At 43.5% G+C, this 15887-nt stretch carries 14 protein-coding genes and 1 rRNA gene; 2 read left to right on the top strand and 13 right to left on the bottom strand.

Translation table 11 applies throughout. The features are described from left to right. Window positions 1–9: 9 nt before the first annotated feature. The 5 genes from PGY05_RS08850 to PGY05_RS08870 form a co-directional block, all read right to left on the bottom strand. Window positions 10–1540: ribosomal RNA gene (locus tag PGY05_RS08850) — 16S ribosomal RNA — on the bottom strand. A 419-nt stretch (window positions 1541–1959) separates the two neighbouring features. Further along, window positions 1960–2871 carry a CvpA family protein gene (locus PGY05_RS08855; protein ID WP_270475703.1) on the bottom strand — a complete coding sequence of 304 codons (912 nt, stop codon included), beginning with the start codon at window positions 2869–2871 and terminating at the stop codon, window positions 1960–1962. A gap of 9 nt (window positions 2872–2880) precedes the next feature. Further along, on the bottom strand, window positions 2881–4059 hold the full coding sequence (locus tag PGY05_RS08860) for a DUF5711 family protein (RefSeq protein WP_270475704.1): 1179 nt from the start codon (window positions 4057–4059) through the stop codon (window positions 2881–2883). 68 nt (window positions 4060–4127) lie between these two features. After that, window positions 4128–5261 (bottom strand): LysM peptidoglycan-binding domain-containing protein, encoded by a 1134-nt coding sequence (locus PGY05_RS08865; RefSeq protein WP_195368277.1) that lies wholly within the window; start codon window positions 5259–5261, stop codon window positions 4128–4130. Between the two features lie 66 nt (window positions 5262–5327). Next, on the bottom strand, window positions 5328–5927 hold the full coding sequence (locus tag PGY05_RS08870) for an HD domain-containing protein (RefSeq protein WP_118219350.1): 600 nt from the start codon (window positions 5925–5927) through the stop codon (window positions 5328–5330). 193 nt (window positions 5928–6120) lie between these two features. Here PGY05_RS08870 and PGY05_RS08875 point away from each other — a divergent pair, with 193 nt between their 5' ends. Further along, a complete protein-coding gene (locus PGY05_RS08875; RefSeq protein WP_195370668.1) occupies window positions 6121–6921 on the top strand; it encodes a hypothetical protein in 801 nt (266 codons plus the stop codon). A 171-nt stretch (window positions 6922–7092) separates the two neighbouring features. Here PGY05_RS08875 and PGY05_RS08880 read toward each other — a convergent pair whose 3' ends face one another. From PGY05_RS08880 to PGY05_RS08915, 8 genes are all read right to left on the bottom strand, one after another. Continuing rightward, complete coding sequence (locus PGY05_RS08880; protein ID WP_022220697.1) at window positions 7093–8034, bottom strand: transketolase family protein; 942 nt, start codon at window positions 8032–8034, stop codon at window positions 7093–7095. Next, window positions 8022–8858 (bottom strand): transketolase, encoded by an 837-nt coding sequence (locus tag PGY05_RS08885; protein WP_008370961.1) that lies wholly within the window; start codon window positions 8856–8858, stop codon window positions 8022–8024. The genes PGY05_RS08880 and PGY05_RS08885 overlap by 13 nt, the downstream gene beginning before the upstream one ends. 94 nt (window positions 8859–8952) lie before the next feature. After that, on the bottom strand, window positions 8953–9609 hold the full coding sequence (fsa, locus tag PGY05_RS08890) for a fructose-6-phosphate aldolase (RefSeq protein ID WP_008370963.1): 657 nt from the start codon (window positions 9607–9609) through the stop codon (window positions 8953–8955). Between the two features lie 263 nt (window positions 9610–9872). Continuing rightward, a complete protein-coding gene (locus PGY05_RS08895) occupies window positions 9873–10973 on the bottom strand; it encodes a LacI family DNA-binding transcriptional regulator (RefSeq protein ID WP_044998858.1) in 1101 nt (366 codons plus the stop codon). Between the two features lie 67 nt (window positions 10974–11040). Further along, window positions 11041–11637 carry a recombination mediator RecR gene (gene recR / locus PGY05_RS08900; RefSeq protein WP_008370967.1) on the bottom strand — a complete coding sequence of 199 codons (597 nt, stop codon included), beginning with the start codon at window positions 11635–11637 and terminating at the stop codon, window positions 11041–11043. A 16-nt stretch (window positions 11638–11653) separates the two neighbouring features. Beyond that, a complete protein-coding gene (locus PGY05_RS08905) occupies window positions 11654–12004 on the bottom strand; it encodes a YbaB/EbfC family nucleoid-associated protein (protein WP_022220696.1) in 351 nt (116 codons plus the stop codon). A 21-nt stretch (window positions 12005–12025) separates the two neighbouring features. Then, entirely contained in the window at window positions 12026–13594 is a 1569-nt protein-coding gene (gene dnaX, locus PGY05_RS08910) for a DNA polymerase III subunit gamma/tau (RefSeq protein ID WP_008370974.1), read from the bottom strand. 14 nt (window positions 13595–13608) lie between these two features. Further along, a complete protein-coding gene (locus tag PGY05_RS08915) occupies window positions 13609–14685 on the bottom strand; it encodes a 6-phosphofructokinase (RefSeq protein WP_008370976.1) in 1077 nt (358 codons plus the stop codon). 306 nt (window positions 14686–14991) lie between these two features. On the opposite strand from PGY05_RS08915, the gene PGY05_RS08920 reads away from it, so the two are divergent. Beyond that, window positions 14992–15855, top strand: coding sequence for a methionyl aminopeptidase (locus tag PGY05_RS08920; RefSeq protein WP_270475706.1), 864 nt, complete (start codon window positions 14992–14994; stop codon window positions 15853–15855). Window positions 15856–15887 lie beyond the last annotated feature (32 nt).

The raw sequence follows: 15887 nt of genomic DNA on the forward strand, positions 1-15887 counted from the left end.
CTTCCTTAGAAAGGAGGTGATCCAGCCGCACCTTCCGATACGGCTACCTTGTTACGACTTCACCCCAGTTATCGGTCCCACCTTCGGCAGCTCCCTCCTTACGGTTGGGTCACTGACTTCGGGCGTTACCAACTCCCATGGTGTGACGGGCGGTGTGTACAAGACCCGGGAACGTATTCACCGCGACATGCTGATTCGCGATTACTAGCGATTCCAGCTTCATGTAGTCGAGTTGCAGACTACAATCCGAACTGAGACGTTATTTTTGAGATTTGCTTACCCTCGCAGGCTCGCTTCCCTTTGTTTACGCCATTGTAGCACGTGTGTAGCCCTGCTCATAAGGGGCATGATGATTTGACGTCATCCCCACCTTCCTCCAGGTTATCCCTGGCAGTCTCTCCAGAGTGCCCATCCAAAATGCTGGCTACTGAAGATAAGGGTTGCGCTCGTTGCGGGACTTAACCCAACATCTCACGACACGAGCTGACGACAACCATGCACCACCTGTCACCGGTGTTCCGAAGAAAAGGCATCATTACATGCCGGTCACCGGGATGTCAAGAGCAGGTAAGGTTCTTCGCGTTGCTTCGAATTAAACCACATGCTCCACCGCTTGTGCGGGTCCCCGTCAATTCCTTTGAGTTTCATTCTTGCGAACGTACTCCCCAGGTGGACTACTTATTGCGTTTGCTGCGGCACCGAAGAGCTTTGCTCCCCGACACCTAGTAGTCATCGTTTACGGCGTGGACTACCAGGGTATCTAATCCTGTTTGCTCCCCACGCTTTCGAGCCTCAACGTCAGTCATCGTCCAGTAAGCCGCCTTCGCCACTGGTGTTCCTCCCAATATCTACGCATTTCACCGCTACACTGGGAATTCCACTTACCTCTCCGACACTCTAGCTGCATAGTTTCCAAAGCAGTCCCGGGGTTGAGCCCCGGGCTTTCACTTCAGACTTACACAGCCGTCTACGCTCCCTTTACACCCAGTAAATCCGGATAACGCTTGCACCATACGTATTACCGCGGCTGCTGGCACGTATTTAGCCGGTGCTTCTTAGTCAGGTACCGTCATTTTCTTCCCTGCTGATAGAGCTTTACATACCGAAATACTTCTTCGCTCACGCGGCGTCGCTGCATCAGGGTTTCCCCCATTGTGCAATATTCCCCACTGCTGCCTCCCGTAGGAGTTTGGGCCGTGTCTCAGTCCCAATGTGGCCGGTCACCCTCTCAGGTCGGCTACTGATCGTTGGCTTGGTAGGCCGTTACCCCACCAACTACCTAATCAGACGCGGGTCCATCTCATACCACCGGAGTTTTTCCCACTGAGCCATGCGGCTCCGTGGTCTTATGCGGTATTAGCAGTCATTTCTAACTGTTATCCCCCTGTATGAGGCAGGTTACCCACGCGTTACTCACCCGTCCGCCACTCAGTCACAAACCTCTTCATCCGAAGAATCAAAGATAAGTGCTTCGTTCGACTTGCATGTGTTAAGCACGCCGCCAGCGTTCATCCTGAGCCAGGATCAAACTCTCGTTAAAAATGTTTGTATCCGGGTCAGAATCGCTTGGCAATTCTGTTCCTGTTTACTGTTCTGGTTCGACATCTTTCGATGTCCGTTCTTGAAAAATCTCTTTAAAGAATTTTCAGGGTTTGTTGTCTATTGTTCAGTTATCAATGTTCTTTTTTGTTGTTGCCGTTTCATGCGACAGCTTTTATATTATATCAAAGCGTTTCATGTTTGTCAACAACTTTTTTAAATTATTTTTTGTCGCTTTTTATTTTTATCAGCGACAACCTCTATATAATATCATGTGTATCTTGTTTTGTCAACACATTTTTTGAGGTTTTTATTTTTATTTTCAAAGGCTACCTTACATCCCTTATTATAAATAAAAATCCATCACTTTTCCGTGACAGATTTTTATAATACCATTATCAGTTTCTATTGTCAATCCTTTTATCTCAACATTGTTGCAATTTTCATAATTATATTATTATCATATAAAAAACTAAGAATCTGATCTTCTCTGATCATTCCCATTGCCTGCTTTCCTATCGTTGTTGTATACAGAAGCGTAATTACGATAAACAGGATCCCTACTATAATAAATGAAATCGTCGACCCTACCAGAACTCCTGCCAGCCTGTTCAGAATTCCCAGAACCGGAAGTGCTGTCACAAAATCAAGCGCAAACACAACCGCTCTTATCACAATGGTTGCAAACAGGAATGTTACCAGAAATGCGACAATCTCGATAACCAGCTTTGCAAAATATTTGCTTACATATTCCGCAAATGTCGTTACCCCAAGCTTCTGATAAACTTCACTGTTATTATTTTCCAGAAGAAGATTCTTAAATACATCCGGAAGATCTGCCCCCTCGATTGCCACTATCTGCATTTGCTTTGGAACCTCAGCCTCCATGATCGACTGCTCTGCCTCTTCCGTTGACACATGTCCATCGAAGATATTTGGTGAAATTCCATACTGTTGCAGCATCTCATCTGACACATTACCATTTACAATATCTTCCACGGTAATTCCTGCTGCTTCCAATGTCTGCTCAGATACACCTGCCGCTGAGAGGATTCCCCGTACCTGCTCTTCCGTAAATCCCGAATTTGTATCCGCTTCTCCCGCGAAGGCTTTTGTCATCGTTTTTATACACTGCTGTTCTACCATCTCATCAATCGGTGTAAGCGAATAAATTGCTTTGCTGACATACGGCGTTGCAAAATACACAACCGCCAGCGTAAGGATCGTCGCCCCAAGCGATACAGCAATCCTGACAGCACCTTTGGCAAATCCTACAATGGCTCCTATTGCTATAATGCCCCCGACAATTACCAATAAAATATTTACTTCCATACTCTACTCCTATTTTACAAGCCGTACCTCTGCAAGTCCGTCTGCATTCATCACCAGGTACTTATTGATTCCGAAAATCGGAATTACTTCTTTTATCTCATATTCTGTCGTTCCTTCAAATTGCTTCACACCAAGCTTGGAATAAATCAGGCAGGAAGTCCCATCATACATGATAACATTTCCATCTGCAATCTTTACATTTCCATATTCCCCGGTAAATGTTTTAGATAATTTCTGATTTCCTTCCATATCATACAGGCGAAGCTCATATTCTCCGCTTTCTTCTTTCAGTATGAACCCAAGATATTCATCGTCATGGAAAAAGCTTTTAATCTGCTTATCCAGCTTTACTGTTTTAGAAAGCTTCGGCTTGTCCGTTTCCTTATAGATCATAAACGACTGGTCTCCGACCAGAACAGACTTCTTCTCATCTATAAAAAACGAAGTCGGAACAATTGTGTTTTTGTAAACATCATCAGCAACCTGATATTCTTTGTTTGCTTCTTCTGTATTATCAAAATTCAGGTATCCGACTCTTGTTGCCTCGACACCATCCGCTACACACAAATATGAAATCTGAAGTCTCGTTCCGTTCGGCGAAAGTGCGATTCCAATCGGGTATCCGGTTCCGGTAAGTGAAGCTCTGTGCTCTACCAGTACATTTCCTGTCGCATCATAGCACACAACCATTGGTGAATTTTCGTTATTTAAAATCGTACTGACAATTCCATTTTCCGCAACAGCTATCTTCTCGATCGGATAATTCGTATGGATTTCTCCCTTCGCGCCTTTTTCATCCATAACATAAATATCATTCCCACCGCGCTCTGCGACCGCCATCGCTTTTCCCGACACATTGATAACCGGATCCTTAATCTGATAAGACTGGTTCCACTGCTCTACACCTTTTTTATTGATATACGCAATTCCATCCCGTCCGTATTTGAGCATTCCGTCTGCATATTGCAAATATTTCAGATCACTTGATTCTGTCTCTTTATTTTTATAGCTTTGCAGAGTCCGTAAGCTTGTATATGTCTGCAATTTCACAAGCAGATAGCTGCTGATCAGTGCAAACACAAACGCTAAAATCGTTACCGCCGTCTTTATTCTCTTTTTTACTTTGTACGCCTTTATCTTCTCTTCCAGGTTTTCGTCCGGATCACGTACCTTTACTATCACATCCATAACCTGTCCTTTTCCTGTCGTTAGTTTGTTGTTAGTATACCACAGTTTTTATTCATATGTACAGAAAACTACGGCAGAATCAATTTCTGTCCGATAAAAATCAGGTTTCCGTCCGACAACCCGTTCATTCTGCAGATCGCATCTACATGTCCACTGTCCCCGTATACTTTCTTGCTGATTTTGGCTAGCGTATCGCCTTTTTCTACAATATAAATATCTTCACTCATTTCCTGCATTGTGCTCATCGAAGAATCATCGACCTTTTCTTCCTCTGTCGAAGCAGAATCAGAGCCCTCTCCCTGCTGTGGCATCGGATCCTGCTGTTCCTCTGTCTGCGGATCATTCGTCTGCTCTGACTGAACGGTATTCTCATTTTGTTGCTCATTTACTGCTTTTACTGCGCCACTGGTTTTCTGCGTTTTTTCCTCGCCCTGCTTCATGATCGAATTACGTATAAATTCCAGGGATGACTGGACACTTTTCATTTTCCCATAATTGTTCAGGGTTGTCACGCCCATGATCAAAACCACAATTACCAGAAACACGCTCGCCACGTATGTCAGCCTGGAAGTTTTCTTCTGCTCCTGCGCCTCAAATCTTTCTTTTACAAGGTTGCGAAAGTCTTTTGCAGCCTTATCTTCCACAACTTCGCTGGGTGTCACGCCAATCTTTTTCCGTGCCGTAATCATATAACTCTGCATTGCAGCATTTTTTTCATAATAAACATAATGCCCGCCAATCTGCATCAGCTCTTTATATTTGTAACAATAATACTGTTCTTCCATTTCTGCATTATCTTTTAATATGAAAATAGTATTTTTTTCGGAAAAATATTTTTCATGGGTATTGAATATCTTCGTATCTATCACCATTCGCGCGCCCGGTCTGCAGAGCATCCAGCCAATCATCGTACCCTCTTCAAAATATTCCTTTTTCTCCTGCTCTGCTTTTTCAAAATTCTCCTGTGAAATGATTTCATTTTCATCATCGGAAAATTCCATGCAGATCGCGCCAAAAATATAGAGACACTCCTGTCCTTCTGTTACTTCTTTTTTACCGACCAGAAATGCACCTGCCTGTTCCTTATCTGCTTTATCACAAATCTGATTCAGAAATGTATCTACATAATCTTCCACGTAAATCTTCGGAGTATCACTCACATTTCCTATCTGACGTACATTTTTTGGAAATTTGTTTTCCATAATACTCTCACCTCATTCTGCATATTTTGTAGTTTAGGCTATCGTATCATATGGAAAGCACACTTTTTATCGCTTTGTGTCTACTAAATAGGAAAATCGTTCGACAATCCTGTCCATTCCCCGTTTTTTCTTTATCGGATCGCTCTCCTTCCGCTGTGCAGTCTCAAAACTGCCGCAATACTTGTCAGCAAGTGTCGTAATCCATCCTTCTTTTGTCCGCGGCACAGAAAAAAGTGTGACCGGCCACATATGGTTGATGATAATATCCCGTTCGATGCTATTCAGATCAAAAAATTTCTCTGCGTTCATGAGCGCTCTTTTCGGATGTGTCATCCCATGAAAATGATCCCCTGTCCGCTTTGCATGGGTATGCCAGTCGTACAAAAACAAATCATGCAGCATTCCCGCACGCGCTGCTGACCTTGCATCCAGTCCAAGTGCCTTACACCAGATATAATTATAGTAAGAAACATGAAGACAGTGCTGATAACAGTTTGTCACTCCATGATGCGGATAAAGCTTCATTCTCAGCACTACCGGATGGGTTGCAATATCTTTGATGCATTCATAAAACTGTTCAAATTCTTCATCCTGCTCCTCCGGTGTTTTATTTTTCTTTTTTAATTTATCATTTAATTCAGTTATCGTTTTCTGTAATTTTTCCATTCTGGTTACCCTCTTTTTTCTGCCGTGTTCCTTTTCCCGGCATACTTTAAGTATACCAAAATTTCTTTTGTTCCACCTCATTCTTTTCTAAAGAATTCCTTATGATTTTGTGATGTTTCTGTGATTCATATTGTTTCTTTCAAATTCCTGGTATAAAATAGGGCGGAACAAAAATGAGGAGGCTGATTGTAACATGAAACAGATTTATGAAGACCTGTCAGACGATACTGACTTTGATATCATTGATCTGGATGACGTACCGGATCGGGATACCGTAAAAAGGCGTAAAAAGAAATCTCAAAGAGATGTAAATAAAACTAACAAAAGTGAGGAAGTAAAAAAGAAGGAACACTCTTCCACCGAAGATTCTTCAGAGGATTTACGAAAGGAGCGGTCTAAAAAAGCCCGGAAACGTACTTCCGGAAACTCTGGAAACGGCAGTTCAAAAGCTTCCGGGAAAAAGCGTTCCACTCCATCCGCTTCGATCATCACCACTCCGGTGAAAAAGACTGTGCAGACAGGCGCAAAAATAACCGGCAAACTCCTGCAGACCGGAGCCCGTGGCGTAACGCTTCTGATGATCGCCATAATTGCATTTAATATTTTCAAGAATTTCTGGAGTTGTTATCCGGTATATGGTTCACTTGCCACAGCGGTAAATGCCAAGAATTATACGCTCGGTGCCTTCCTTGGCGTCGCAGCATTTCTGCTGATTATGGAGATTATTTTCTTCCTGTGGGCGCTGACCGGACCATGTGCTTATGGAGACAGGGGAACAAAACGTGTCGATACCGGACGGGGGCTTTTCTCTTTCCTGTTCATCGGTATAACTGTAGTTGCTGCCGGAATGTTCTGGAATCTAATTCCTTCTTCTCCATCACCACTGACCGGTCTTGCCGGCGGTCTGCAGCTGTATGGAAGTCTGAAAGGAATCCTTCTTCCATTATGCGGAATTGGACTTGTAAGCTGTATTATACGGAAAATATTTTCCTAGAACGGGAAATATGCCACTCTCAAAATATAACTGGTTATAGTGCCACTGGTCTGGTGCTGTATCCTTCTCACTCCCACAGCGGATCAATAACTTTCATCCATAACAAAAATGCCAGTCCCGATTTACACCGGTTCTGGCATTTTTATTATAGATTCTCAGAATCCTTTTTTATTATTTTACAAATGCTTTTACTTTTTCGCAGATGCTGTCTGCATCAAGTCCGTATTTCTTGATCAGTTCAACTGCCGGACCAGATTCCCCGAACGTATCCATAACACCAATCTTCAGAACAGGTGTAGGAAGTTTTTCAGAAAGCACATCACATACAGCACTTCCAAGTCCACCGATAACAGAATGTTCTTCTACGGTAACAACTTTTCCTGTCTCTTTTGCTGCTGCAACAATAAGTTCTTCATCAATAGGTTTGATCGTATGAATATTGATTACTTTTGCATCGATTCCGTCTGCTGCAAGCTTTTCAGCTGCTGCAAGAGATTCGCTCACTTCAAGTCCTGTTGCAACGATTGTTACATCTTTACCTTCGCGAAGTACGATTCCTTTTCCGATCTCAAACTTATAATCCGGATTATCATTGATTACCGGCACTGCAAGTCTTCCGAAACGCATATATACCGGTCCCTGATGTTCATATGCTGCAAATACAGCTGCTCTTGCTTCTACATCATCTGCCGGGCTGATCACTACCATACCTGGGATTGTTCTCATAAGAGCGATATCTTCGTTGCACTGATGGGTAGCACCATCTTCACCAACGGAAATACCTGCATGTGTAGCACCGATCTTAACATTGTTCTTCGGATATCCGACAGAGTTACGAACCTGTTCGAATGCACGTCCTGCTGCAAACATTGCAAATGTACTTGCAAACGGAACTTTGCCTGTTGTAGCGATACCAGCTGCAACTCCGATCATGTTGCCTTCTGCGATACCACAGTCGATAAATCTTTCCGGGAATGCTTTCTTAAACATTCCTGTCTTTGTAGCTCCGGCAAGGTCAGCATCAAGTACTACTACATCATCATGCAGTTTTCCAAGTTCAACTAAAGCATTACCATAGCTTTCTCTTGTTGCGATTTTCTTTACTTCTGACATAATGCTTCACCTGCTTTCTCTAAATCTTCCATAGCGATCTTGTATTCTTCATCATTCGGAGCTTTTCCATGCCATCCAGCCTGGTCTTCCATGAAAGAAACACCTTTACCTTTTATGGTCTTGGCAATAATAGCTGTCGGCATTCCTTTTGTTTCTCTTGCTTCTTTGAAAGCAGCTGCAATCTGATCAAAATCATGTCCATCGATATTGATTACGTGGAAGTTGAATGCTTCAAATTTCTTGTCGATCGGGTATGGTGAGTTAACTTCATCAATACGTCCGTCAATCTGAAGGTTGTTATTATCTACAATTACTACCAGATTGTCCAGTTTTCTGAAGCCTGCTAACATAGAAGCTTCCCAAACCTGTCCTTCCTGAATTTCTCCATCTCCAAGAAGTGTGTATACACGATAGTCATCATTACTCAGTTTTGCAGAAATAGCCATACCTACTGCTGCTGAGATTCCCTGTCCCAGAGATCCGCTTGACATATCAACACCCGGGATGTGCTTCATATCCGGATGTCCCTGAAGGTAAGATCCTGTATGACGAAGTGTCTTGAGGTCTTCTACCGGGAAGAATCCTCTGTGTGCCAGTGCAGAATAGTATCCCGGAGCTGTATGTCCTTTGGAAAGAACGAAACGGTCGCGGTCTGCTTTCTTAGGATCCTTAGGATCGATATTTAACTCTTCAAAATATAAATATGTGTAGATGTCTGCTGCTGACAGAGATCCGCCCGGATGTCCGGATTTGGCAGCGTGTACTGCTGTCACGATGCTCTTACGGATTTCATTTGCAGTTTTCATAAGTTCTGACTTGTTCATGAAAATATGCCTCCTGAAATAGTTTATTTTTAGTCACTTTGTCGGAAGCGCAGATTGGTGCTCTTCCGACAGTAAATTATTCCGATTGTAAATTTTATTCTCCGAATACTGCTTTGTAATCAGCCTGGAATTTTGCGATACCAGCATCTGTAAGCGGATGATGTGTCATCTGTTCAATTACTTTGTAAGGAACAGTTGCAATATCAGCACCTGCAAGTGCACATTCTGTAACATGCATTGGGTTACGGACGCTCGCGCAGATGATCTGTGTATCAATATCTCCGGCCGCTGCAAACATCTCAGCGATTTCTTCGATCAGTTCTGTTCCACGTACAGAAATATCATCCAGACGTCCAAGGAACGGCGATACATATGTAGCCCCTGCTCTTGCTGCAAGAAGTGCCTGGTTTGCTGTGAACACCAGTGTTACATTTGTCTTGATTCCTTCAGCTGTAAGAGCTTTACAAGCTTTCAGTCCTTCTACAGTCATCGGAATTTTAACTACCATGTTCGGATGGATCTTAGCGATTTCTCTACCTTCTGCAATCATACCTTCTGCATCAGTAGTTGTTGCTTTTACTTCTCCACTGATCGGTCCGTCTACGATAGATGCGATCTCTGCGATAACTTCTTTAAAATCACGTCCCTCTTTTGCGATCAGTGACGGATTTGTTGTAACTCCGCAGATAACTCCCATATCGTTAGCTTTTTTAATGTCTTCCACATTTGCTGTGTCGATGAAAAATCTCATTTCGTTTTCCTCCTTATGAACATGAAAATTCGTATTTCCCGTTATCAGGAATCTCTCTTTTTATCTGATTGCCTGACTTGGTTAAATTATATCGCAATTTACTCTGACAGGTCAATAGCCATATGTTTTTATTAGTAATTTTTCACGTTAATATTAACTATTTTATTAGTAATTTTTTGATACCGTTTTTGGATAATCCTTTATTTTATAGCGTTTTCAGAGACATAAACTATGAAATATTACTAATATTTTTTGAATTTAAACTAATTTTTCCCTTTTTTTGTTTTCGCATAAGACGTCGTTCCACGCACGATCAGACGAGGTTCATATTCTACATGGTAGGTGCTGATCGGCTGGATCTCTGAATACTGGCTGTTCTGAGAAAGAATCTTTTTCATAATGATATCACAGGCATCCCGCCCTTTGAAAACGACAAAATGCTCGATCGTTGTCAGCGACACCTTATGCATCTTCGCAAACAGTGTATTATCACATCCCATTACGGAAATATCTGCCGGAACTTTATATTTTTCTTCGTGAAGTGCATCCAGGATTCCAAATGCGATCATATCATTTAATCCGACGATCGCAGTAATATCATTATGCTCTCTCAAAAGCTCTTTCGTCAGATCATATCCGATCTTATACTCCGAATCGATATTCGGGATGCTCATATCGATCGACTCATTTGCTGCCTTGATGATCACATTGTCTTTTAATCCAACAGCATCAAATTCTTTCAGAAATCCTTCCACCCTTTTGGAGCGCTGCTTCTGTCTGGTTGTAAGAGGTGGTGCAATATACGCTACTTTCCGATGCCCCAGATCCAGAAGATGCTTTGCCATCATCCTTCCGAGTTTGGAATTATCCAGTTCCACTGCATCTACATTCAGATGCTCATTCTGGTTATTGATAATTACGATCGGAATTTTTTCTGCCAACTCTTCTATCGTATCCATAAAGCAATGACTTGGATTGCAGGTATAGATAATGCCAAGCGGTTTCAGCTCATGCATCATCCTGAGATACCGCTCCTCCATCTTCAGATCCCTCTGGGTATTGCACACAAACAGTCCATATCCCTGCTCCTTTGCACGGGATTCAATCCCCTGAAGCAACATAACATAATAAGGGTTCGTGAGGTTGGAACAAAATACGACGATCAGTTTTTCTTTCCTGCTTTCTCTGCGTGTCTTTCTTTTCGGTACTTCGTATCCCATCTCTTCTGCGATCTGTTCCACTTTACGGATCGTTTCTTTTGAAAATGATACATTATATTTTTTATTCAGGATCATGGATACCGTTGCCTGCGACACACCTGCCGCATGTGCGATATCCGAAGAGGTTACTTTCTTCTTTCTCATATCTTTACTTCTTTCAAATGCATACGTTTCCGGCACTCCTCACAGTCCTTAAGTCACGTTAAGTCACTTAAAGTGCTGTACGTCCTTCCAGTGCACGCAGAAGCGTCACTTCATCAATATATTCCAGATCGCCGCCGACCGGCACGCCGCTTGCGATCCGGCTGACCTTGATTCCTGTCGGCTTGATCAGTTTGCTGATATACATCGCAGTAGTCTCCCCTTCCAGGCTGGAATTGGTTGCGATGATCACTTCATCCACATCCCCCTGAAGACGCTCCATCAGCTCTTTTAGCCGGATATCTCCAGGTCCGATCCCAAGCATCGGGGAAATTGCGCCATGAAGTACATGGTACACACCGTTATATTTTCCAGTCTTTTCATAAGCTGCAAGATCTCGGGAATTTTCCACAACCATAATCGTCTTATGATCCCGCTCCTCGCTGGCACAGATCGGGCATAATTCTTTGTCAGTAAGCGTGCAGCATTGCTTGCAGTATCTTACATTATTTCTTGCATCTACCAGTGTCGCTGCAAGCTGTTCTACCTGTTCCTTCGGCATATTAATGATATGAAAAGCCAGCCTTCCGGCTGACTTTGCTCCGATACCAGGCAGTCTTGATAATTCTTCGATCAGTTTACTGATCTGACTGCTGTAATAATCCATCTTTTACACTCCCGTTCTAGAACATTCCCGGCATTCCGCCAAGTCCGCCAGTCAGCTTGCTCATAGCGGAAGTATTTGCCTCATCGACCTGACGAAGTGCTTCATTGACTGCTGCCATGATCAGGTCTTCCAGCATCTCTACATCATCCGGATCCACAACTTCTTCCTGAAGTTTTACTTTCTGGACTTCTTTTTTACCACTTACGGTCACTTCTACAGCTCCGCCGCCTGCAGTTGCTGTAAAACTTTTCTCTTCCATCTCTTTTGCCTGCTCTTCCATCTGCTTCTGCATCTTCTGAGCCTGCTTCATTAAATTTGCCATATTTCCCGGCATTCCGCCTCCTGGAAATCCTCCTCTTTTTGCCATAACTATAAATCCTCCTAATTATTATTCATCTTCAATCGTGATCTCCATATTGATCACTTTTTCTATATCCACAAAACTGTCTTCAAAATGGCGTCCGTTCTCCACCTGACGCACATCAATCTCCACAGTCTTGCCGATTTTTTTCTCAATCAGATCTTTTAATTCCTGCTTATGTTCTTCGCTTCCTACCACGCTGGCGCTGATCTCATCCGGCAGAACGATCAGAAGTCTGTCCTGATTGTCCACGCTGAGTCTTGCCTGCTTCAGATAGCCTCTAAGCATTCCTGATGCTTCGTTTGCAATCTTCCGGAAATTGGATGTCACCTGCTTTACATCTTCCTTCAGTGCTTTCGGAAGCTGCGGTTTTGGCTGTGGCTTCGGTGCTTCACCATTTACATAAACAACCCTCTCCTGTGGCTGCGCAACTGCAAAACTTCCTTCTTCTACCTGTTTTTCCAGTGCACGGATCCGGTCCAGAAGACTGTCCTTCGTACTCTCCATCTGCGGTTTGCAAAGCTTGATCAGTGTTACTTCCAGAAGCACTCTTTTCTGTGTTGCGTATTTGAGCTGATTTGTCAGCTCGGAAAAAATACGGATATACCGGAGCAGCACCCCGGATTCGATCATCTGTGCTTCCTCTTTCAGCTGCGCCAGATTCTCCGTCGATACATCCAGCACATCTTCCATATTATCCGAAGTCTTCACCAGAAGAAGGTTGCGCAGATACCAGGTAAAATCTGCCGCAAGCTGCGTCAGTTCTCTTCCCTGCATCACAAGCTCTTCTACGGTAGCAAGTACCTTTCCCACATCCTGGCTGATGATCTGTCTGAGAAGCCGGCTGAATACATCCGTATCCACCGCGCCAAGAACCTCAAGAACATGATCGTAGGTCAGCTTCTGTCCGAGGTAAAACGCAATGCACTGATCCAGAAGACTTAGTGCATCTCGCATGGATCCGTCCGCCGCTTTCGCAATATAGCGGATTGCTTTTTCTTCTACCTCAACTTGTTCTTTTTTCATCAGTTCATCCAACCGCGCTGCGATCGTATCGATCGTAATACGCTTGAAATCGTAGCGCTGGCATCTGGATAAAATCGTGATCGGAATCTTATGTGCCTCTGTCGTTGCAAGAATAAAGATTACATATTCCGGGGGTTCTTCCAAAGTCTTTAACAGAGCATTAAATGCACCTATTGAAAGCATATGCACCTCATCGATGATATACACCTTATATCTTCCCTCCGTTGGACGGTAGGATACCTCTTCCCTGATCTCACGGATATTGTCCACACCGTTGTTGGAAGCCGCATCGATCTCAATGACGTTCATGGAAGTACCGGCTGCAATATTTTTGCACATGGTACATTCCCCGCAGGGACTTCCGTCTACCGGATGCTCGCAATTGACTGCCTTTGCAAAAATCTTCGCTACTGTTGTCTTTCCGGTTCCTCTTGTGCCACAGAACAGATATGCATGTCCGATCCTGTCCGCCTTTATCTGATTCTTCAGCGTTGTGATAATATGATCTTGTCCTTTTACGTCTTCAAATTCCGCAGGACGGAATTTACGATACAGGGCAGTATATGACATGTTAAATTACTCCTTTACTCATCGCCAAAACTGATTCCGACAATCTTGGCTTCTTTGATGATATCCGCTTTCGGATCTACCATCTTCAGCTTTCCGGCAACCTCTCCAAGCGGAACCTTGCGGATGTTGCCGTTCTTGATTCCTACCATATATCCGTAGTCCTCTTTTAAGATCAGGTCTGCTGCTGCTGCTCCAAGTCTGGTTGCAAGCACACGGTCATACGGACACGGGCTTCCACCTCTCTGCGTATGTCCCGGCACTGTGATACGAACCTCCTGATCCATACGGTTCTGGATCTTCTCTGCAAGCTCATATGCCACAGACGGATAGCCCTTCTTTTCCTGTTTTTCTTTTAATTTTTTCTTCGGAAGGGCTGCATCTTCTTTTGTGATCGCGCCTTCTGCAACCGCGATGATCGTAAAATGCTTTCCTGCCTCTGTACGGCTCTTGATCGCACGCACTACGTTATCCACATCATACGGGATCTCCGGGAGAAGAATAATATCTGCTCCGCCTGCGATTCCGGCATGAAGTGTTACCCATCCTACTTTATGCCCCATAACCTCTACAATAAATACACGGCTGTGTGAAGTTGCAGTTGTATGGATTCTGTCAATTGCTTCCGTTGCGATATCTACCGCACTCTGAAAGCCAAATGTCATATCTGTTCCCCACAGATCGTTGTCGATCGTCTTCGGAAGTGTAATCACATTCAGTCCTTCTTCTCTTAACAGATTCGCAGTCTTATGTGTTCCATTTCCTCCCAGTACTACTAGGCAGTTCAGATTCAACTTGTGATAAGTATGCTTCATCGCTTCGACCTTATCGATCCCATCCGGTCCAGGTACGCGCATCAGTTTAAACGGCTGTCTGGATGTTCCGAGGATTGTTCCACCCATCGTCAGTATTCCCGAAAAATCTTTTGCTGTCAGCATCTCAAAGTTCGAATAAATAAGTCCTTTATATCCATCCTGAAATCCATAAATTTCCACATCGTTTCGTTTTGAACAAAGTCCTTTTACGACACCTCGCATGGCTGCATTCAGTGCCTGACAATCCCCACCACTGGTAAGCATTCCAATTCTAAACATAATTGTCCATCCTTTCCCTGTTCATCTTTTCCAGATCAGTCTGTTATTTTCAGTTATAATCCCTTTGTATTATAACCGATTCCCGAGTCCTATACAAGCAATAGTTCTACTGCAAAACCGATACATACCGCATCCTGGTCTGTCATTTTGAATCACATCTGGCGAAATGCACAGCACAGATTGACTTTTTGTTCCGGAATGGATATATTATAGAAGTGAAACAGTTAGTGCAGGCATACATCTGATTTTTTGTGATCACATCAGACTCTGCACGTAAAAATTTATAAAAGAAAGTCAGGTATTCTCATGGAAAGAAATGAATTGTGCTGGTGTGGCAGCGGAAAAAAATACAAAAAATGCCATCTTATGATCGAAGAAAAGATCGCATATCATGCAGATAAAGGAGAAATCGTTCCGACAAGAGATATGCTCAAGACCATTCCTCAGATTGAAGGAATCCAGAAAAGTGCAGATCTCAATACTGCCGTACTTGATCATGTAGCTGCTCATATCCACGCAGGCATGAGTACAGCCGAAATTGATAAATTAGTTTATGACTATACAACCGAACACGGCGGAATCCCGGCACCGCTTAATTATCAGGGATTCCCAAAGAGTGTGTGTACTTCTATTAACAACGAGATCTGCCATGGTATTCCGGATGAAAATATTATTCTGGAAGAAGGCGATATCATCAATGTGGATGTATCTACCATTCTGGACGGATATTTCTCAGATGCATCCCGTATGTTTATGATCGGCAAGGTCAGCGAACGTGCCGAAAAACTGGTTCGTGTCACACAGGAATGTGTCGAACTTGGACTTGCGCAGGCAAAACCATGGAACCATCTCGGAGACATTGCAGATGCGATCAATTCACATGCAAAAGCAAATGGCTATTCTGTTGTAGAGGAAATCGGCGGACATGGTGTTGGTCTTGAATTCCACGAAGAACCTTGGGTAAGCTATGTTACACCAAAGGGAAGCGAAATGCTTCTGGTTCCGGGTATGATCTTTACCATCGAACCAATGATCAACGAAGGCAGTCCGGAATTCTTTGTTGATGAAAACAATGACTGGACGGTTTATACCGAAGATGACGGACTTTCTGCTCAGGTAGAATACATGGTCCGCATTACGGATGATGGCGCTGTCGTTATGACAAAATAATTTTCTATTACAAAAAGGACCGAATGGCGAAC

Source organism: Coprococcus sp. AF51-11b1, assembly GCF_027682785.1.
Classification (GTDB): Bacteria; Bacillota; Clostridia; order Lachnospirales; family Lachnospiraceae; genus Allocoprococcus; species Allocoprococcus comes.